The 18513-nt window shown below is 41.4% G+C and carries 21 protein-coding genes; 15 read left to right on the plus strand and 6 right to left on the minus strand.

The window, feature by feature from the left end; genetic code table 11:
• Positions 1-137 precede the first annotated feature (137 nt).
• Together AR334_RS12755 and AR334_RS12760 are read left to right on the plus strand one after the other, a co-directional pair.
• Positions 138-1769, plus strand: coding sequence for a polysaccharide biosynthesis protein (locus AR334_RS12755; protein WP_066311046.1), 1632 nt, complete (start codon positions 138-140; stop codon positions 1767-1769).
• Complete coding sequence (locus AR334_RS12760) at positions 1759-2478, plus strand: pseudouridine synthase (protein WP_066311051.1); 720 nt, start codon at positions 1759-1761, stop codon at positions 2476-2478. The genes AR334_RS12755 and AR334_RS12760 overlap by 11 nt, the downstream gene beginning before the upstream one ends.
• Positions 2479-2523: 45 nt before the next feature.
• Here the strand turns inward: AR334_RS12760 and AR334_RS12765 are convergent, their stop codons facing one another.
• Together AR334_RS12765 and AR334_RS12770 are read right to left on the minus strand one after the other, a co-directional pair.
• Entirely contained in the window at positions 2524-2958 is a 435-nt protein-coding gene (locus tag AR334_RS12765; RefSeq protein WP_066311055.1) for a Dps family protein, read from the minus strand.
• Between the two features lie 91 nt (positions 2959-3049).
• Entirely contained in the window at positions 3050-4312 is a 1263-nt protein-coding gene (locus AR334_RS12770; RefSeq protein ID WP_253701292.1) for a TolB domain-containing protein, read from the minus strand.
• Positions 4313-4494: 182 nt separating this feature from the next.
• Between AR334_RS12770 and speD the strand changes: the two genes are divergently transcribed.
• Positions 4495-5301, plus strand: a complete 807-nt coding sequence (gene speD / locus AR334_RS12775; protein WP_066311061.1) for an adenosylmethionine decarboxylase — start codon at positions 4495-4497, stop codon at positions 5299-5301.
• 37 nt (positions 5302-5338) lie between these two features.
• On the opposite strand, the gene AR334_RS12780 is transcribed toward speD, so the two are convergent.
• Positions 5339-6094, minus strand: a complete 756-nt coding sequence (locus AR334_RS12780) for an AAA family ATPase (RefSeq protein WP_066313785.1) — start codon at positions 6092-6094, stop codon at positions 5339-5341.
• Between the two features lie 124 nt (positions 6095-6218).
• On the opposite strand from AR334_RS12780, the gene AR334_RS12785 reads away from it, so the two are divergent.
• The gene (locus AR334_RS12785; RefSeq protein WP_066311065.1) at positions 6219-6656 is read left to right on the plus strand and encodes a DUF2935 domain-containing protein; all 438 of its coding nucleotides are present in this window, start codon (positions 6219-6221) and stop codon (positions 6654-6656) included.
• A gap of 55 nt (positions 6657-6711) precedes the next feature.
• Here the strand turns inward: AR334_RS12785 and AR334_RS12790 are convergent, their stop codons facing one another.
• Complete coding sequence (locus AR334_RS12790; protein ID WP_066313787.1) at positions 6712-6933, minus strand: DeoR family transcriptional regulator; 222 nt, start codon at positions 6931-6933, stop codon at positions 6712-6714.
• A 431-nt stretch (positions 6934-7364) separates the two neighbouring features.
• Between AR334_RS12790 and dat the strand changes: the two genes are divergently transcribed.
• From dat to AR334_RS12815, 5 genes are all read left to right on the plus strand, one after another.
• Positions 7365-8219 (plus strand): D-amino-acid transaminase, encoded by an 855-nt coding sequence (gene dat, locus AR334_RS12795; RefSeq protein ID WP_066311068.1) that lies wholly within the window; start codon positions 7365-7367, stop codon positions 8217-8219.
• Positions 8220-8393: 174 nt separating this feature from the next.
• Positions 8394-8963 carry an RNA 2',3'-cyclic phosphodiesterase gene (gene thpR / locus AR334_RS12800; protein ID WP_156431272.1) on the plus strand — a complete coding sequence of 190 codons (570 nt, stop codon included), beginning with the start codon at positions 8394-8396 and terminating at the stop codon, positions 8961-8963.
• A 21-nt stretch (positions 8964-8984) separates the two neighbouring features.
• Positions 8985-9968: a diacylglycerol kinase family protein gene (locus AR334_RS12805; protein ID WP_066311071.1), complete on the plus strand. Its 984-nt coding sequence runs from the start codon at positions 8985-8987 to the stop codon at positions 9966-9968.
• Positions 9955-12090, plus strand: a complete 2136-nt coding sequence (pulA, locus tag AR334_RS12810; RefSeq protein ID WP_066311074.1) for a type I pullulanase — start codon at positions 9955-9957, stop codon at positions 12088-12090. The genes AR334_RS12805 and pulA overlap by 14 nt, the downstream gene beginning before the upstream one ends.
• Before the next feature lie 208 nt (positions 12091-12298).
• Complete coding sequence (locus AR334_RS12815; RefSeq protein ID WP_066311076.1) at positions 12299-13084, plus strand: phosphotransferase family protein; 786 nt, start codon at positions 12299-12301, stop codon at positions 13082-13084.
• Here AR334_RS12815 and AR334_RS12820 read toward each other — a convergent pair.
• Complete coding sequence (locus AR334_RS12820) at positions 13072-13350, minus strand: YtzH-like family protein (RefSeq protein WP_066311080.1); 279 nt, start codon at positions 13348-13350, stop codon at positions 13072-13074. The genes AR334_RS12815 and AR334_RS12820 overlap by 13 nt on opposite strands.
• Before the next feature lie 334 nt (positions 13351-13684).
• On the opposite strand from AR334_RS12820, the gene trmB reads away from it, so the two are divergent.
• Together trmB and AR334_RS12830 are read left to right on the plus strand one after the other, a co-directional pair.
• Entirely contained in the window at positions 13685-14347 is a 663-nt protein-coding gene (trmB, locus tag AR334_RS12825) for a tRNA (guanosine(46)-N7)-methyltransferase TrmB (RefSeq protein WP_066311083.1), read from the plus strand.
• Between the two features lie 65 nt (positions 14348-14412).
• On the plus strand, positions 14413-15255 hold the full coding sequence (locus tag AR334_RS12830; RefSeq protein ID WP_066311096.1) for an MBL fold metallo-hydrolase: 843 nt from the start codon (positions 14413-14415) through the stop codon (positions 15253-15255).
• 41 nt (positions 15256-15296) lie between these two features.
• Here the strand turns inward: AR334_RS12830 and AR334_RS12835 are convergent, their stop codons facing one another.
• Positions 15297-15626, minus strand: a complete 330-nt coding sequence (locus AR334_RS12835; protein ID WP_066311102.1) for a PepSY domain-containing protein — start codon at positions 15624-15626, stop codon at positions 15297-15299.
• A gap of 169 nt (positions 15627-15795) precedes the next feature.
• Between AR334_RS12835 and AR334_RS12840 the strand changes: the two genes are divergently transcribed.
• The 4 genes from AR334_RS12840 (at position 15796) to AR334_RS12855 (ending at position 18503) form a co-directional block, all read left to right on the plus strand.
• Positions 15796-16869 (plus strand): M42 family metallopeptidase, encoded by a 1074-nt coding sequence (locus tag AR334_RS12840; protein WP_066311109.1) that lies wholly within the window; start codon positions 15796-15798, stop codon positions 16867-16869.
• A 54-nt stretch (positions 16870-16923) separates the two neighbouring features.
• Positions 16924-17448 (plus strand): DUF84 family protein, encoded by a 525-nt coding sequence (locus tag AR334_RS12845; protein WP_066311111.1) that lies wholly within the window; start codon positions 16924-16926, stop codon positions 17446-17448.
• A gap of 136 nt (positions 17449-17584) precedes the next feature.
• On the plus strand, positions 17585-18091 hold the full coding sequence (locus AR334_RS12850; RefSeq protein ID WP_066311117.1) for a hypothetical protein: 507 nt from the start codon (positions 17585-17587) through the stop codon (positions 18089-18091).
• Positions 18092-18188: 97 nt separating this feature from the next.
• Positions 18189-18503 (plus strand): thioredoxin family protein, encoded by a 315-nt coding sequence (locus tag AR334_RS12855; protein ID WP_066311120.1) that lies wholly within the window; start codon positions 18189-18191, stop codon positions 18501-18503.
• The last annotated feature ends 10 nt before the right edge of the window (positions 18504-18513 follow it).

Here is an 18513-nt window from a genome sequence, read left to right on the forward strand (position 1 = left end):
GTGAGTGGCATAGTGAGTTAAGAAGTTGTAAACTATCCATAGTGTGCAAAAAAAGTCGAATTTATTTTGTTAAAATGCATACGAATATGTGTTAGGGCTATCCAGAATGCTTATGCTTTCTAATAGGAAGGGATTATATGCAGTCAAAGCTATTAAGAGGTACATTTATTTTAACAATAGGAACTATACTTTCAAAAGTTCTCGGATTAATTTACGTTATTCCTTTTTTCCAAATTGTAGGCCGTGAGGGAACGGTACTCTATCAATACTCTTATGTTCCCTATACAGTTTTTATCAGTGTCGCAACGGCAGGGATTCCACTTGCTGTGTCAAAGTTCATATCTAAATATAATGCGCTAGAGGAATATGCCGTTGGCCGAAAGCTATTTAAATCCGGCCTGATCATCATGTTGGCAACGGGTATTGTATCGTTTCTGATTATGTATTTGGCTGCCCCGACACTTGCGGAAATGAGCACAAGTGGTAAAAAGGCGGATCTTGAAGATGTTACTACCGTTATGCGGGCTGTCAGCTTTGCGTTGATTGTCGTTCCATTTATGAGTTTAATCAGAGGCTTCTTTCAGGGACATCAGTCAATGGGACCGACTGCAGTTTCCCAGGTTGTTGAGCAAATTGTTCGCATCGCCTTTGTTCTTCTCGGTGCCTATGTTGTGCTGCATTTTTTGGACGGATCGATTGTCACCGCTGCTAGCGTAGCAACCTTTGCTGCCTTTATTGGGGCGATTGGTGGCCTGCTTGTTCTATTTTGGTATTGGTATAAACGGAAGCCATATTTGGATGAGCTGCTAAAGCAGGATAAAGGCACAATGGATGTCTCTTTAAAAGAAATTTATAAAGAAATTTTACTCTATTCAGCTCCGTTTGTTCTGGTAGGTATCGCTAATCCTTTGTTTCAGGCCATCGACCAATTTACCTTCAATAGAGCGATGGGAACGATCGGAATCGTTTCAAAGGTTGCTGATTCATATTTTTCCATTTTAAACTTTGAATCGCATAAAATTGTCATCATCCCGATGTCCTTGGCAACGGCATTTTCGCTAACGCTTGTTCCCAGCATCACCAAGGCATTTGTCGGGGGAGACCAGAAAAGCTTAAACAGGCAGCTCAATCAGACATTTCAAGTATTATTATTTTTGACTCTTCCGGCTTCAATTGGCCTTTCATTGTTAGCCGAACCCGTTTATACGGCTTTTTATCAACATGATTTAATTGGTACTGAAGTATTGAGAACCTATGCTCCGGTTGCCATCTTGTTTTCGCTTTATTCCGTCACCGCCGCAATATTGCAGGGCATTAACGAGCAGCGGTTTACGATTTTAAGTTTATTGGTCGGGTTGTTGGTAAAATTAACGTTAAACATTCCTTTGATTGAAACGATGGAAATTAAAGGGGCCATCCTTGCCACTACTTTGGGATACACTGCGGCTATTTTAATCAACTTAATTGTAATAAAGATTTATTCCGGTTATCCATTCCGACTTGTTTGGCGAAGAAGTTTGCTGATTGCCATTTTTGTTGGCTTAATGTGGGGCGGAACAGGAATTGTCTACAAACTATTATTGTTATTTCTTTCACCAGAATCCAAAATTCAATCTGTGATCATGATCCTAATTAGTGCCGGAGCCGGGGCGGCGATTTATTTTTATCTTGGCTTAAAATCTGGCCTTGCCCGCCGGCTATTTGGCGACAGGTTGGATAAGATACTGACAAAATTAAGACCTGGAAGGAGACGGGGCGTTGAGAATTGATAAATTGCTTGCCAACCTGGGCTTTGGAAGCCGCAAGGAAGTCAAGCAGCTGTTAAAAAGCGGGGCGGTCAAAGTGGACGATGCCGTGGTCAAGGATGCCAAACAGCACGTCGACCCCAATATACAAACCGTAACTTTAAATGGCGAAGCGATTCAATACAAGGAATATATCTATTTAATGATGAACAAGCCGCCAGGAGTCATTTCCGCTACGGAAGACCATCACGATGAAACCGTGATCGATTTGTTGGAGCTTGAGGACCAAGTGTATGAGCCGTTTCCGGTCGGAAGGCTGGACAAGGATACGGAGGGCTTGCTGTTGATTACCAATGACGGGCAGCTGGCACATCGTCTTCTATCACCGAAAAAGCATGTCCCCAAAACGTATTTTGCGGTGATTGACCGAGAGGTAACAGAAGAGGATGTTGAAGCTTTTGCAAAAGGTGTGGTACTGGATGACGGATATCATACCAAGCCTGGAGAGTTGAAAATTTTAAAATCGGGGATCCGTTCCGATATCGAATTAACGATTACCGAAGGAAAATTTCATCAGGTGAAAAGGATGTTTGAAGCCGTCGGGAAAAGAGTTGTTTATTTACAGCGAATGTCAATGGGACCATTGAAGCTGGATGAAACGCTGGAGCTCGGTGAATACCGGGAGTTAACTGATGAAGAAGTCGAACTCTTAAAAGATTATCAAGTAACGTAAAAAAGCAGCCGTGTAAATGGCTGCTTTTTATATGGACCTTTAATATTAAGCACCTAAGAATGATTTTAACATCCAATTATGCTTGCTGAGTTTACCCATTAAGTCCACGAACATATCACTGGTGACATCGTCATGGTTTGTTTCAGCGATTTCAATCCCCGCTTTTAGCTCGCTAATGATTTGTTCGAAATCTTTAACAATTGCTTGAACCATTTCTTCAGCAGTTAATTTTTCAGTTGTTTCTTCGATTGTTGCAATTTCAAGATATTCTTTTAAAGTGGAAACCGGGCTGCCGCCAATGGTCAGCAATTGTTCAGCAAATTCATCAATTGTTTGTGCAGCTCCCTCATATAATTCTTCAAATTTCGCATGTAACGTAAAGAAGTGAGGGCCTTTTACGTACCAGTGGAAATGGTGCAGCTTTGTATATAATACATTCCAGTTCGCGATTTGTTGGTTTAGAGCTTGTTCTATTGTCATTTATATTTCCTCCTATTTATCATCTGCATTAATTATAACATATATAATTTTAAAATCTATATTAAATTATAATAATTATAAATAAGGTTACTCATTTCATTTCAAAAAAATCATATCCATCGACATCCTTAATCCAAAGCTTTGAATTTTTCCCATTTGCATCGGCGATCCATAAATCTCTTTTTAAGTCAGCAATATCTTTGTACCTCAGCCAGGTTAATTTATTGACTGACACAAGAAAGATCGGGTTGTAATCACCATATTCCTTAGGCGGATGGGTAATTTGAGTTTGCTTTTGGTCACCAATTTTTATATAAACCAATGACGGGTCTGGCCTTAGTTTTTCATTGTTGGACCATTCGCTTTCCCTGACCCGTGAGACAAAAAGAGACTGATCATCCTTCCAAGTGAATCCTAATTCCGCAAAATGGGCTGGTGTCAGGCTGATAGTCTGAAACGCCGGCAAGTCGGTTACTTTCATATCCTTATTTTTAAAACCGGAAACAATTCTGCCGCCGCCGGCTATGTAGCCGATGCGATTTTGTTGATATGCCCATTTGGGCGCGCCGACTTCCCAAATGATTTCGTCGAGGACCTCGAAGGTTTTCCCGTCGGATGAAACAACGCAAACAAAATTGCTGTCCATCGACCAGGAAGCGGTCGGGCTGACCATAAACGATATCCATTTTCCATCAGGTGAAAATTTGAACCCGGTGGCGTCAATTGACAAAAGGCTTATATTTCCTTTTTTGAGCTCGCTCGGGATAGTGTAAAACTTTTCAACATTTTCCGTCAGACTCTTGATTTTATCTAAATCCTTTTCAAGCCTTATTTTATAAAGAACTGGGTTGGTCCATCCGTCAGGCCTTAAGGTTGCGCCGGAGGAAGTAATAAAGGCTTGTCCGTTCGGGAACCAATTGTAATCGCCTACACCTAGCGCAATATTATAAAAATGATCAAGGTTCGAGACATTCAACACCCCGCCGCTTTTAAAGGCAACAATGTTTTCAACTGGTGACCATTTGGGGTTTGAACCATCATAGGTAATCCGTTTATGCTGTTTTGTTTCAGTGTTATAGACCCAAATTTCCGTTTGGGATTCCAGATTCGGGCTGATTTTTTCCTTTGGCTCAAACTGATACAGGATCCATTTCCCGTCACGGGACCATTGCGGCGGGTCCATCATTTTGTATGGCTCTTTTGTAATTTTTTCTTCCTTTCCGTTGATTTTCGTCCAGAGGAAGCCGTCCCTGACAAAAGCCACCTTTACTTTGTCCATAGGTGTTTCTGCTTTTGTGTAAGCAGGTAATAGAAGCAAACACATAAGAAATAATGCAAGTTGTTTTTTCATCATGTCACCTCATTGTCAGACCTCCAATTATTTTTCTCTTCATTGCCGCCGAATATGAAAGAAAAACAGGAAGTTTCTCCTGTTTTCCAAAAAAGCTTCCATAAAAATGGGGGGATATGGGTAAATTAATAATATTTACAGACGAAAAAGCAATTTTTATTTTTGGAAAATAGGGGGAAGTGTTTATGAAATTAACACATGAAAAGGCACTTGAACTGCATGGCTTCAATAACCTGACGAAATCGTTGAGTTTTAATATGTATGATATTTGTTTTACAAGGACAAGGGAAGAGCGGGAAGCCTATTTGCAATATATTGATGAGCAATACAGCGCAGATAGGTTGACCAAAATTTTAAAAAATGTGGCCGATATTATTGGGGCCCATGTTCTAAATATCGCAAGCCAAGATTTTGAACCTGCTGGGGCAAGTGTAACGCTGTTAGTTTCAGAAGCTCCTGTCGAGAATCCGCCTTCTGAAATTTTTGAAGAATCGCCGGGTCCTCTAATGGAGTCTGTAGTGCTCCAGTTGGATAAAAGCCATATAACTGTTCATACATATCCTGAATATCATCCGGATGAGGGGATCAGTACGTTTCGGGCGGATATCGATGTTTCTACCTGTGGCGAAATTTCACCGCTTAAGGCGCTTCATTATTTGATTCGCTCGTTTGAAACCGACGTCATGACGATTGATTACCGGGTTCGCGGTTTTACTAGGAACAAGGATGGGTATAAGCTATTTATTGACCATGAAATCAGCTCAATCCAAAACTACATCCCAGACGATTTGATTGAAATGTTTGATATGATTGACGTTAATGTGTATCAGGAGAACATCTTTCACACAAAATGCAAACTGCGGGAATTTGATTTGAACAATTACCTGTTTGGCTATACAAAAGATAAACTTACACCGGAAGAGCATATTGAAATTACTGAAAGAATCAAGTTCGAGATGGATGAGATTTTTTACGGTAAAAACATCATTTAACAAAACAACAGAGCTCAGTTGACCTGAGCTCAGTTATTTACCCATTTAACAAATGGTGAATCATCCGATTTTTATCCTCAAAAAACTGTTTCATGATCCGATAATGGTTCGTGTCCTCAAGCCTGTTTTCCTTGATACCCTCCTCAGTAAATTCAAAAATTTTTGCATCCGGATAGGCCATAATAATCGGCGAATGAGTTGCAATAATAAACTGCGAATCCGCCTCGACCAAATCATGGATCCTTGTTAGCATCGACATTTGACGGAGCGGGGATAAGGCAGCCTCCGGCTCGTCCAAGATATAAATGCCACCGCCGCCAAACCGATGGATAAACGTAGCGAAAAACGCCTCGCCATGTGACTGTTCATGAAGGGATACCCCGCCGAATGAATCAATGACAGGTCGACCGAGTCCTCCCTGACTGTCCATTTCTTCAATATTGGAAGCAACATTGTAAAAGCTTTCAGCCCGAAGGAAAAATCCATCCCTGGGTCTATCAATCCCCTTGATAATTTGTATATAATCGCTCAGCGATGAATGTGAATCAAAGGTAGAAAAATTGAAGTTTAATGAGCCGCCCTCCGGGTTAAATCCCAGTGCAACGGCAATCGCCTCCAATAAAGTGGATTTTCCCATTCCATTTTCACCTATTAAAAATGTCACCTTTGGATGAAAATTCAGATCCTCCAATTCTTTTAAACATGGCAGGTTAAATGGATATTTTTTAAAGGAAGGAATCTCATTTCTTTTAATGTGAAAGCCTCTTAAATATCGATTTCTCATCAAGTCCATAAATATGACCTCTAACCATTTTTCCACTATTGTACCACTCCCGAAAACCTATTTGGGATAAACAAACGAATATTTTCATAGCTCATCCCATACATTGAACTGAGTCTAAATTAGGGGGATGTCCATGCAATTTTATTATGGAAATCAAATGCCGTTACGGATATTGGATGAAGCGGAATTTTGGAAGCATCAGGAAGAAGAGCATACGGTCGTTATTCGCGAACTCGTCAAGGGACTGGAACAGGAGTTTGTCGATGCATTGAAAAAATGGGAGGCAGCGCTTGCTGAAACACATCAGCAGGTTGTACGGTATATTGAAACTGTGATTCGTTCAGGTGCCCAGGTTACTCAGGAATTGTATCAGCATGTTATGCAACTCGTTACCTTTTGTTTGCAGCAAAGTGACCAGTTTATCAAACTTTGCGAACAAATTAAAAATGAAAGCGCGGCAGTCAGCAGCAATCCAACCGCCAAAGTGGTGCTAGTTCATATTATCCGTGAATCAGAATACTTTACTGGAATTGCTCAAGCGTTGCTGTACAATAACCAATCAGGCCAATAAATGAAAGCAAAAAATAGCACGCGCATTTGCACGTGCTATTTCACATGACATTCTATTAAGATGACAACTTCACTTTCTTTTGGGTCGTTGTCCATTTTCCGCGGCTTGGGCTGATGACCAAGTCATTATAGGCCAAAACATTTAAATCTCGTTGTATTGTGCGAGGAGTGATGCCAAATTCCTCTACAAGTTCTTGCGTAGTGACTGTGCCGTGATCGCGAATAAACATGTAGATACATTTGATGCGGTTTAACATTCGGTTAGTTGAAGGTTTCAAAGAACCACTCCCTATCCTTTTTTCAAACCTTTGGCGAATATCCTTCTCAACAGCCTCTTTGAAGAAAATCTTCAAGAATATGTAGTTTTCTTTTCCGCGCTGACATCTCCTTTTCCTAGATGTAGAAGCAGGCACTTAGATGTCATACATCTAATTTTATTTTACCCATACTTTCAGAAAATTTCTACCACTATACTAAAAATTTACAAATTATCTTGCCCGCTCGGTAAAAAACTGGTTTACCACCTTCCCTTTAAGTTTCTTACTATAGATTATAAGGCGTGGAATCAAAATTATGATAATTATTTGAATTTTTAGTGAAATAGGATTATCCTTATTAAGCATATGGCTCGATGGTAGAAATTGATAACTCATTTGCAATAATGGTATTGTTAAATTAATGCATACATATTTTATAGGGGGAAAGAAAGATGACATTTGCGATCTTAAATGGGGACATTGTCAACCGGGCGGAAGCTAAAGTAGATATTGAAGACCGCGGCTATGTATTTGGTGATGGTGTTTATGAAGTCATTCGCGTTTACAACGGGAAAATGTTCACTGTAAAGGAACACTTGGAGCGATTTGAAAGAAGTTCCGCCAATATCGGGATCCATCTTCCCTATGATGTAGAACAAATAACGGGCATGCTGGAGGAGCTTGTTGAAAAAAATAATTTGCAGCTTGGAATCGTTTATATGCAAGTTACAAGGGGAGCTGCACCCCGGGTTCATGCCTTCCCAGATCAGAATGTAACCCCGGCTCTTACGGCCTTTACAAGGGAAATGCCAAGACCGCTGGCAGGCTTGGCGAATGGTGTAAAAACCATTTTGACAGAGGACATTCGCTGGCTCCGCTGTGACATCAAAAGCCTGAATTTGCTGGGGAATATTCTCGCGAAACAAAAAGCGGCGGAACAAAGCTGCTATGAAGCGATTCAGCATCGCGGCCAGGATGTGACGGAAGGTAGCTCATCTAATATCTTCATTGTGAAAAATGGTATTATCACCACACACCAGTCAGATAATCTGATTTTAAAAGGAATTACAAAGGATGTTATCTTGCAATTATGCTCGGCGAATAATATACCTGTTGAGGAGCGGACATTTACACTAGATGAACTGGCTGCAGCCGATGAAGTATTCTTATCTAGCACAACGAGTGAAGTGATGCCGATTGTCGAGCTCGATGGTAAAAAAGTAGGCAATGGGGCACCAGGTCCAGTCACAAGAAAATTGCAGGAGCTGTTTGTCGCTGAAGTCGAAAATCAGTGCGGAACACTATAATCCCTAAGAAAGACGTGGAACTCATAGTTTCCACGTTTTTTTTGTGCGAGGCCGTAAGGACGAAGACAGAGGCGTAGTTGAATTTATGCGTTAGGAAATAATAAAATTTAATAAAATTTTATTATTTCATATTAGCTAAAATAGACTAAAATTATGTAAAGGGCTGACATATAATTGAACAACCAAACACATTTTTTCTATGCAATTCGAATTCCGGAAACAACAAAAATGAACATGAAAGAACAAATGGATCGATTAAAGGAATTATTCCCTTTCAAACGTTGGGTACACCATCAGGACTTGCACATTACACTGGCGTTTTTGGGGGCAGCACAGCAAGACAAGTTACAACAAGCGGAAAAAAATGTGGCAGAAATTTTAAATGGCGAGAAACCATTTACATTAAAAATCAACAAGCTTGGAATCTTTGGCATGAAAGAATCACCACGTGTATTTTGGGCGGATACTGAGGAAAACCATGAACTGCAGGATATCCGAAAAAAGGTTTTCACAGCTTGTGAACGAGCCGGGTTTCAGTTGGAGACTAGGCCATTTAAGGCACATATTACCTTGGCGAGAAAGTGGAGCGGCGATCAGCCTTTTCAAATGAAATGGCTGGAAAAATGGACAGAGCTTCAGCCAGAGACGTTAGCTTTTACAGCAAAAGAGGTCGTGCTATACCAAACCCATCTTACAAAAACGCCGAAATATGAAGCAATATCCGTATACCCTCTGCAAACATAAAAAACAGCAAAGGTTGATTCAATGAGACAAATATACTTTATTATCAATCCAAAAGCAGGCAACGGCCACTGCCTAAAAGTCTGGCAAAGAATTGAAGCCATACTTCAGGCTCAGCACGTTTCTTTTCTGGCGTTTTTCACTGAGTATCCCGGGCACGCGATAAAGCTGGCTGACCATATCGCCTCCAGAAATAATCAAGAAAAGCTGGTCGTTGCCGTTGGCGGCGATGGAACAATGCATGAAGTCATGAACGGGACGATTAAGCATAATTATATAACACTTGGGTTTATTCCCGGCGGCTCTGGAAATGATTTTTCCCGCGGTTTTCAGATCCCTTCCGTTCCGGATGATGCCTTAAAAGTGCTCCTTCGGCTGATGAAGCAGAAGCCCACAATGATTGATGCCGGGAAAATGACAATGCAGGATGAGTCCGAACATTATTTTATTAATAATATGGGTGCCGGTTTTGATGCTTTAATTGCTTACAAAGTAAATCACTCTCGGGTCAAGGCAATGTTAAATAAACTTTCGCTCGGGCGGTTGGTCTATGTTTACTTTTTAATAAAAGAATTATTTACCTACAAAACCTCAGTTATTGAATTATCCATTGATGGGAAAAGACATAGGTTTGAGCAAACATGGTTTGTCACGGTTTCCAATCAACCTTATTATGGCGGTGGGATGATGATTGCCCCTACAGCACAACCCGATGACGGTTTGTTTGATGTTACCGTCGTTCATCAGTTGTCTCGTTTGAAATTGCTTCTGGTGTTTCTGAGCGTTTTTAAGGGGAAACACATTTATTTCAAAGAGGTAAAAACCTTTAAAGGCAAAACAATTTCTATTCAATCGAGTGCCAATATGTTTGTCCATGGAGATGGGGAACATATCGGTTATACGCCTTTATATATTGAGATACAAGTAAAAGCTTTAGAGATGTTTACAAGACTGCGAAACAAAGAAGATGCAGAACTGAAAGAGGGGGAATCGAATGATATCCGCTGACAGGATTTTTCTTGCCTATTTGGATGATATGAACATCATTACGGTCCTTCTTCCCTTTTCTTATCACCACGGGGAATCATCTTCTTTTTGCATCATGGGTGACGATGAAAAGCAGCCTTTAAAAATCATTAAAAGCTTGCCAATAGAAAATTATCAAAAATATATTTGTGAACTATCTTCAAAGTTTTCTTTTGAAAAGCAATACTGGATCTTCGATGAGCACGGCGGCAAAACCGATCTTCAAATTGGTGCGGTAATTCGAACAGAAGCCTTCGATCAGCAATTTTTTTACGATGGCGAGGATCTCGGCGTAACCTATAAAAAGGAAGAGACCCAATTTAGGTTATGGGCACCGACGGCACTGAAGGTAAAATTAAAATTACGCAAACCAAGCAGTCACCATTCGGAAATCATTAAAATGAAGCGGGAGGAACGAGGGGTTTGGGCTATATCGGTTAAAGGAGATTTAGAATTATCTCAATACAGTTACCTTGTTCAGGTAAATCGGGAATGGCGGGAGGCTGTAGATCCGTATACAAAAGCGGTTACTGCCAATGGTGAACTTGGGGTCATTGTTAATTTTGAAAAGACAAACCGGGCTAAGATACCGCTCCCACCGCTTGAAGATGCTGTTGATGCGATTATTTATGAAACACATCTTCGCGATTTTACGATCCATTGTGATAGCGGTGTTGTTCATAAAGGATTATATCTTGGAGCTGGGGAACTAAACACGACTGAAAAAAACGGCAAGTCCACAGGGTTATCGTATGTAAAGGAGCTTGGGATTACCCATGTTCAATTTCTCCCTTTTCATGATTTTGCTGGTGTTAATGAGCTAGCCGATAAAAATGAGTATAATTGGGGTTATAATCCGCTTCACTTTAATGCTCCCGAAGGCAGTTATTCCACTGACCCCTCCAATCCATATTCACGGATAACCGAATTAAAGCAATTAATTGATCAACTCCATCATGCCGGCCTCCGGATGATCATGGATGTTGTTTATAACCATGTTTATATTCGCGAGAATTCCCCTTTTGAAAAAATTGTTCCTGGATATTATTTCCGCCATAATGAACTAGGACTTCCATCGAATGGGACGGGGGTAGGAAATGATATTGCTTCTGAAAGAAGAATGGTAAGGAAGTTTATTACGGATTCTATCCGATTTTGGGTGGAGGAGTATCATATCGATGGTTTTCGCTTTGACTTAATGGGGATCCTTGATGTAGAAACGATGAACGAAGTCAGAAGTGTTTGCGACGGTCTTGCGGAGGATACTTTGATCATCGGGGAAGGCTGGAATCTAAACACTCCACTGCCACTTGAACAGAAAGCCATCATTCAAAATCAGAGCCAATTGCCAAAAATTGGCCAATTTAATGATAAATTTCGTGACTCTATTAAGGGCAGCACCTTTAATATGTATGATAAGGGGTATGCATTAGGCAACCGTCATTATTTCACGGCTGCATTGGAAGCCATAACCGGAAGCATTGGATTTAAGAAAAAAGGCACGGGATTATTTAATGAACCTAGCCAGTCAGTCAATTATGTCGAGTGCCACGATAATCATACGCTGTGGGATAAACTCCAGGCCTGCCTTCCGAATGCCGATGACGAGAAACGGAAAAAGTATCACCGTCTCGCAACAGGATTGGTCTTATTATCGCAGGGGATTCCTTTTATCCATAGCGGGCAGGAGTTTTTTCGCACGAAACAAGGTGAAGGAAACAGCTACCGGTCGCCTGATTCTGTAAACCAACTCGATTGGGAGAGAAGGAGTTTTTATGAAGAAACTGTTGAGTATGTAAAAGGATTGATTCAAATCCGCAAGCAATATCCTTGTTTCCGCATGCGAACTGGAGAGGAAATCCGTAGCAGGATCGGCTTGTTGCCTGTGGAAGTACCCATAATCGGATTACTATTCCATTCGGAATCACCCGCAATGATCTTATTGATAAATCCATCTTCTGCAACACAAAAAGTTGTATTACCAGCGGGGAGTTGGGGTGTTTTGGCCGATGGAAATCGTGCCGGCCTTACTCGTGAATGTGTCATTGATAGCGGCGAAATTGAACTCGCACCTATTACTCTTAATGTTTTGGTGAAAAAATAGTTGCTCGAGATTACTTGACGAAAAAAGGTTATTGGAGATAAAATTTATAAAGATGGCTATTGCAGAAATGGTTCAATAGCTTTTTTTTATTATAATGAATGTTTATGTAAAACCTTCGGAGCAGCATGGGTTTTACCTCTCAAATAGATTGGGCGCTTTAATGTGCGTCCTGTACTATTAGAACGGTATAAGTTGAAGGTGAACTGTTTTGGAACATATATTAGGACAAGAATGGGAAATAGTCCCTGCCGGAGGCGCAACTGGAGAAGCGTTTTTTGCACAATATGAAGATCAAAGACTTTTTTTAAAGCGGAATTCGTCTCCCTTTTTGGCGGTTTTATCGGCTGAGGGTATTGTTCCAAAGCTTGTTTGGACCAAACGCCTGGAAAACGGAGATGTCATAACAGCCCAGCAGTGGCTAGAAGGCCGGGAACTTAAACCCTCTGAAATGAATCAGGAGCCTGTTGCCAAGCTTTTAAAAAAAATTCACCGTTCTGAGCCGATGCTTGGGATGTTAGGAAGGCTTGAAAAATCACCCCTGAACCCGGAACCAATTTTTCAGGCAGTAACCAATGAATTGGATGAAGAGGTTCTCCAATTACCTGAAGTGCAAAAGACATTAAGCCTTTTAAAAAAAGAGGCGAAAAATGTTATAAGTGAGGAAAAAGTGGTTTGCCATGGTGATGTGAATCATAACAACTGGCTGCTTACAGAAGACAACCAGTTGTATCTAATTGATTGGGATGGGGCCATGATTGCCGACCCGGCCATTGACCTCGGCATGTTGCTTTACTGGTACATTCCGGAGGAGAACTGGCAGGATTGGTTGGACATGTACGGAGTCGAATTAACCGACAATCTGCGCCTCAGAATGAAATGGTATGTCGCTCTCCATACGCTATCGTCCATTCAGTGGCATAAAAACAAAGCCCGTTTTGACGAAATGGATAAATGGATAAAATTTTTAGCAGAAATTATTCGTCAGGAAAACTGATCGATATCATTTACCCATTGCGACAAATTTTCCTGGTTGGATAAAATATGCTGATCCAAATCAGCAGTTTGCGCTCCAGTCTGGCTATAGGAGTAAACGTCCTGCAAAATGCTCTTAACATTTTGGTCTACCTTGGTGTTTACCATTAGTGATTTTACCAATCGTTCCAATTGCTCACACTCGGCAACAGAACCGCAGCAATCGGTTTGGTGGTTGCTTAATATATCTTTTAGCAAGGTAACTTGGTCATTATGACTTAATGGCATAATGCACACCCTTTCCATTGGATTAAAAAAGAATTCACAGTTAGGTTGTGAATTCTTTTTTTATTTATTCACAGGCTATATTTATTAACACTTGCATGCAAAATGGTGCCGTGATATGTTGTATGGTAAAGGGGCGGAGCGCCGCATAGGGCTTTTATTTTAAACAATCTGTGTGGAAAATATATATATTTCCGCTCAGAAAATGTATAGTACAGCTCTGCTCAAACCACCTTTATTGGCAAGGTGCGGTACTCCGGAGGAATTATCAATGTTAATCATGGAGTGGAGCACCCTACCAGTTTTGTAATGAATGATTTTTTTAGGAGTGGCAAACATGAGACTTAGGAACAAACCCTGGGCAAAGGATAAAATAGAGCAAAATCCGCAATATGTTGTACAAAACCCTGAGCAGTACCGCGGTAAATGGCATGAGGTGTTCGGCAACAATAACCCGATTCATATAGAGGTTGGCACCGGCAAAGGGAACTTTATTACAGAAATGGCCAAGGCGCATCCGGAGATTAATTACTTTGGAGTCGAACTGTATGATAGTGTCATTGTTTCTGCCTTAGACCGGCTGATTGAGGCCAACTTGCCTAATCTAAGGCTGCTTCACATTAACGCGGCAGATTTAGCTAAATATTTTGGCAAAAGCGATATCTCACGGGTATATTTAAACTTCTCTGACCCTTGGCCGAAAACTCGCCATGAAAAAAGACGCTTGACCTATAAGGATTTTTTGAAATTATACGAGGACATCATGGTCGACGGCGGAGAAATTCATTTTAAAACTGATAATCAAGGCTTATTTGAATACTCGTTAATGAGTTTTTCGGAATATGGGCTGCTGCTGAAATTTATCAGCCTTGACCTTCATAAAAGTGGTTTTGAAGGAAACATCATGACCGAATACGAGCAGAAATTCTCTGAAAAAGGGAATCGGATTTATCGCTGCGAAGTCAAATATCAAAATGAACAACGGGACAGTTCCTTTTAGGGCTGTCTTTTTTTGTTTTTTTAATTATCTGTCAATGGTAAACTAGGGGAAAGGGGGATTACATAATGGAGACATTAAAGGTAGGAAATGTTATGCTGACATGGCTGTCCGGCGGGGTGACCAACCTCGACGGCGGAGCAATGTTTGGTGTTGTGCCACGGGCGCTATGGTCCCGTAAGTATCCGGCAAATGAAAAAAACCAAATCGAATTGCCAACAGATCCGATTCTTATCCAAACCGGAAGTCACAATATTTTGTTGGAATCAGGGCTTGGAAAAGGGAAACTTTCGGAAAAGCAATTAAGAAACTTTGGCGTAACGGCGGAATCCAACGTGGAAGAATCCTTAATGAAGCTCGGGTTAACTCCGTTAGACATCAATTATATCCTCATGACACATATGCATAACGACCATGCAGCGGGATTGACGAAAATAGTGGATGGTGTCTTTAAGTCGACTTTTTCAAAGGCGAAAATTATCACTTCCCAGGTTGAGTGGGACGAAATGAGAAATCCCAATATCCGGTCAAAAGCTACATACTTTAAAGAAAATTGGCAACCGATTGAGACACAGGTCGTTCCATTTGAAGAAGCTTGGACGCTTGGGCCAATCACCATGGTCCACACTGGCGGGCACAGCAATGGCCACTCAATTGTCATGATTGAGGATGCTGGTGAAATGTCAATCCACATGGGAGACCTTATGGGAACCCATGCACATCAAAATAGTTTATGGGTGATGGCCTATGATGACTATCCGATGGATTCTATCGCGGCAAAGGAAAAATGGGTGCCGTATGCGATGGAAAAAAACGCCTGGTTCACCTTTTACCATGATGCTTATTATCGGGCAGTCAAATGGGGGGACCAAGGACGGGAAATCATTGAAAGCGTTAAAAGAAGCCGCTGAAGAAATGACGGCAATCGTAACTGAACGATTGCCGTTTTAGGTTAAGATACCCTTTCTTCGTTAAGAAGGCGGACGTCAAGCAGGGCTCCGGTTGAAGCGTCTGCAATAAATTCAAATTGTTCCGTCTTTCCGTTATTATTTTTCGATATGCCGCCCTTGTAGACTTGATATTGAACCTGGTGCTTTTCAAATGGTTCTGCTTTCATATGTATCCAAGAGCCGCTGATTGGTCCGTTTTGCTTAAAATGGTCTTTCACGTTTTCCAATACCTTTTCTGGTGATACATTTGTAGTGCTAGAAATAACGGTTTTTGCCGCAAACCCCGCAAGTATGCCTACTGAAACCCCCAGTGCAAACGACTTCCAATTCATAACCCAACCCCCTATTTGAATGAAAAAATGGGCGATATAATCTTTCTTTTAGTATATCGTATTTTTAAATAAACCGGTATTATTACAACAAATATTGGTAAGCCGTCTAAAATTTCTGTAGAATAAGTACTATACATAATAAAAGAGATTTTCCAAAGGAGCATTCATAATGAACGAACAAACATTAAAACTGTTTCAAACACTGACAGAGCTTCCAGGGGCACCTGGCAATGAGCATCAGGTCCGCAAATTTATGAAAGAGCAGCTATCGCTTTACGCTGACGAGATTGTTCAAGATCGGCTTGGAAGTATCTTTGGTGTCAAAAAAGGGAATGAGAATGGCCCGACCATCATGGTTGCAGGTCACATGGATGAGGTTGGCTTTATGGTGACAGCCATTACCGAAAACGGCATGCTTCGTTTTCAACCGCTTGGAGGCTGGTGGAGCCAGGTGCTGCTTGCCCAACGCGTTCAGGTCATGACGAATAACGGCCCGGTGATCGGAGTTGTGGGTTCGATTCCGCCTCATTTATTAGACGAGTCGAAGAAAAATAAACCAATGGACATCAAAAATATGTTGATTGATATTGGAGCGGATAACCGTACGGATGCCGAAAGAATCGGTATTAGGCCTGGTCAGGCAATCTTGCCGATTTGTCCGTTCACACCAATGGCCAATGAGAAGAAGATTTTAGCGAAGGCATGGGATAATCGTTATGGCTGTGGTTTGGCAATTGAACTGCTGCAAGAGGTTAACGGCGAAACATTGCCAAATATCCTTTATTCCGGTGCTACTGTTCAGGAAGAAGTGGGCCTGCGCGGGGCACAAACGGCATCGAACATGATTAAACCTGATCTCTTCTTTGCGCTTGATGCAAGCCCGGCCAATGATATGACAGGGGATAAAAATGAATTTGGCCAATTAGGCAAAGGCACCTTGCTTCGTATTCTTGATAAGTCGATGGTGACACATCGCGGAATGCGGGAGTTTGTCCTCGATATGGCGGAAACGCACCATATTCCATATCAATATTTTGTTTCTCAAGGCGGAACCGACGCCGGCCGCGTCCATCTATCGAATGAAGGCGTTCCAAGTGCGGTGATCGGGATTTGTTCACGTTACATCCACACCCATGCTTCCATCATTCATGTGGACGATTATGCTGCGGCAAAAGAACTATTAGTCAAGCTTGTAAAGGCTTGCGACAAGACGACAGTCGATACTATAAAAGCAAACAGCTGATTTTTCAAGGGGCATGGAGGGTCATGCCCCTTTTTCGATAAGGAGTGAACATCTATGAGAATTATTATTGGCTCGAAAAACCCAACAAAGATAGCCGCAGTTAAGAATAGCTTTCGTGGCCATCATGGTGCCGAATTCCACGCATTGGATGTTCCATCCGGTGTAAGTGAGCAACCTTTCTCGGATGAAGAAACGATAAAAGGGGCAGTCAATCGGGCTGTAAGGGCGCTGCAGCAGGGGGATGGCGATATTGGAATCGGCCTTGAAGGAGGCGTCCATGAAACAAGCCATGGCTTGCTGCTTTGCAATTGGGGGGCACTGGCCACCAAAGATATGGAACCGATTATTGCTGGAGGCGCCAGATTCCTGCTGCCGGAAGAAGTTGCCGCCAGACTAAGAGCAGGTGAAGAACTTGGCCCGGTTATGGACGATTACGCCAAGAAGAAAAACGTCAGTAAGCAAGAAGGAGCGGTTGGCATTTTTACAAACGGCCTGGTCAATCGTTCGGCAATGTTTACCCATGTAATGAATCTTCTTGTAGGTCAATTTACTTACCAAAGGGAGCACGCAAATAAATAATTTATTCTCCAGTACCGGGATAAGGTACTGGTTTTTTTGTTTTTCGACATTAAAAATCGACAAAAATCTTGTCATTTGAATATTCTGGCAGTTATGATAGTGGTGGGACTATTTTCTTATTTTTGGAGGCGAAGAAATGAAACGCATGAATGCCATCTTCATCCTGATTATAATTGCCATATTCTTGACTGCCTGCAGCGGGCCATCATTTTCGCAAGAAAGCAAAACAACGATAAAGACAGTAAGAACCACATTTCAGGAAAAAGCAAAAAAACCGAATAAAAAGAGCGGCAATATCCACTTTTACATTCCATTTGGCTATGAAATCGATGAAACCGCTCCTAATAATATCATTTTAAAAAATGGCTCAAAGACCTATATTCTGTTTGTCAATCCACAAGAAAAAGCCGCCAGTGAGGTTGTATATAAATCAACAGTCGAACAATATGAGAAGCTTGATGTAAATGAGAAATTCACCGGCAGGCAGGAACTTGGATTCCTAACGATTAAACAATTGGAAGATAACTTAAACGAAGTGACTGTTGGTATTGGCGGCGTTAAACTCACATCACAAGTAAAAACAAGCAATTTGGAATCAGAAGCAAAAGTGATGATGCAAATCGCCAAGTCGGTTCACCAATAAAGGAGTTCTTTTCCGGAAACGATCAAACAGATTATTAGACATAGCCGCGGATGGACTGCTATTATTTTTATGGAGTTTATGAACGGAGGTATGCAACATGAAACATTTAGAGTCTATCGAGGAATTTACACAATTGCGGGATAATGGCAGGACTATTTTTATGTTTTCGGCTAACTGGTGCCCGGATTGCCGTTTTATCGACCCAGTTTTACCGGAAATTGAAGCCGAATTTTCCGAGTTTACATTCATCCATGTCGATCGCGACGATTTTATTGATATATGCCAGCAGCTTGATGTGTATGGCATCCCGAGCTTTGTCGCCTTTGAAAATGGCAAAGAGCTTGGCCGGTTTGTAAGTAAAGACCGCAAGACACAAGAGGAAATTGAAGCATTTATCTCAGGTTTAAAATGATCTTTGCCTC

Origin of the sequence: Bacillus sp. FJAT-29814, from assembly GCF_001510715.1 — a bacterium.
In the GTDB taxonomy this organism is placed as follows: domain Bacteria; phylum Bacillota; class Bacilli; order Bacillales; family Cytobacillaceae; genus Neobacillus.

What these genes read in the sequence shown, in the direction of transcription:
- AR334_RS12755 (WP_066311046.1), top strand. Translation starts at nt 138, where the DNA reads ATGCAGTCAAAGCTATTAAGAGGTACATTTATTTTAACAATAGGAACT.
- dat (WP_066311068.1), top strand. Translation starts at nt 7,365, where the DNA reads ATGACATTTGCGATCTTAAATGGGGACATTGTCAACCGGGCGGAAGCT.
- AR334_RS12835 (WP_066311102.1), bottom strand. Translation starts at nt 15,626, where the DNA reads ATGAATTGGAAGTCGTTTGCACTGGGGGTTTCAGTAGGCATACTTGCG.
- AR334_RS12785 (WP_066311065.1), top strand. Translation starts at nt 6,219, where the DNA reads ATGCAATTTTATTATGGAAATCAAATGCCGTTACGGATATTGGATGAA.
- speD (WP_066311061.1), top strand. Translation starts at nt 4,495, where the DNA reads ATGAAATTAACACATGAAAAGGCACTTGAACTGCATGGCTTCAATAAC.
- AR334_RS12830 (WP_066311096.1), top strand. Translation starts at nt 14,413, where the DNA reads ATGGAGACATTAAAGGTAGGAAATGTTATGCTGACATGGCTGTCCGGC.
- AR334_RS12765 (WP_066311055.1), bottom strand. Translation starts at nt 2,958, where the DNA reads ATGACAATAGAACAAGCTCTAAACCAACAAATCGCGAACTGGAATGTA.
- AR334_RS12805 (WP_066311071.1), top strand. Translation starts at nt 8,985, where the DNA reads ATGAGACAAATATACTTTATTATCAATCCAAAAGCAGGCAACGGCCAC.
- AR334_RS12850 (WP_066311117.1), top strand. Translation starts at nt 17,585, where the DNA reads ATGAAACGCATGAATGCCATCTTCATCCTGATTATAATTGCCATATTC.
- AR334_RS12855 (WP_066311120.1), top strand. Translation starts at nt 18,189, where the DNA reads ATGAAACATTTAGAGTCTATCGAGGAATTTACACAATTGCGGGATAAT.
- AR334_RS12840 (WP_066311109.1), top strand. Translation starts at nt 15,796, where the DNA reads ATGAACGAACAAACATTAAAACTGTTTCAAACACTGACAGAGCTTCCA.
- pulA (WP_066311074.1), top strand. Translation starts at nt 9,955, where the DNA reads ATGATATCCGCTGACAGGATTTTTCTTGCCTATTTGGATGATATGAAC.
- AR334_RS12820 (WP_066311080.1), bottom strand. Translation starts at nt 13,350, where the DNA reads ATGCCATTAAGTCATAATGACCAAGTTACCTTGCTAAAAGATATATTA.
- AR334_RS12845 (WP_066311111.1), top strand. Translation starts at nt 16,924, where the DNA reads ATGAGAATTATTATTGGCTCGAAAAACCCAACAAAGATAGCCGCAGTT.
- AR334_RS12780 (WP_066313785.1), bottom strand. Translation starts at nt 6,094, where the DNA reads ATGGACTTGATGAGAAATCGATATTTAAGAGGCTTTCACATTAAAAGA.
- trmB (WP_066311083.1), top strand. Translation starts at nt 13,685, where the DNA reads ATGAGACTTAGGAACAAACCCTGGGCAAAGGATAAAATAGAGCAAAAT.
- AR334_RS12770 (WP_253701292.1), bottom strand. Translation starts at nt 4,312, where the DNA reads ATGATGAAAAAACAACTTGCATTATTTCTTATGTGTTTGCTTCTATTA.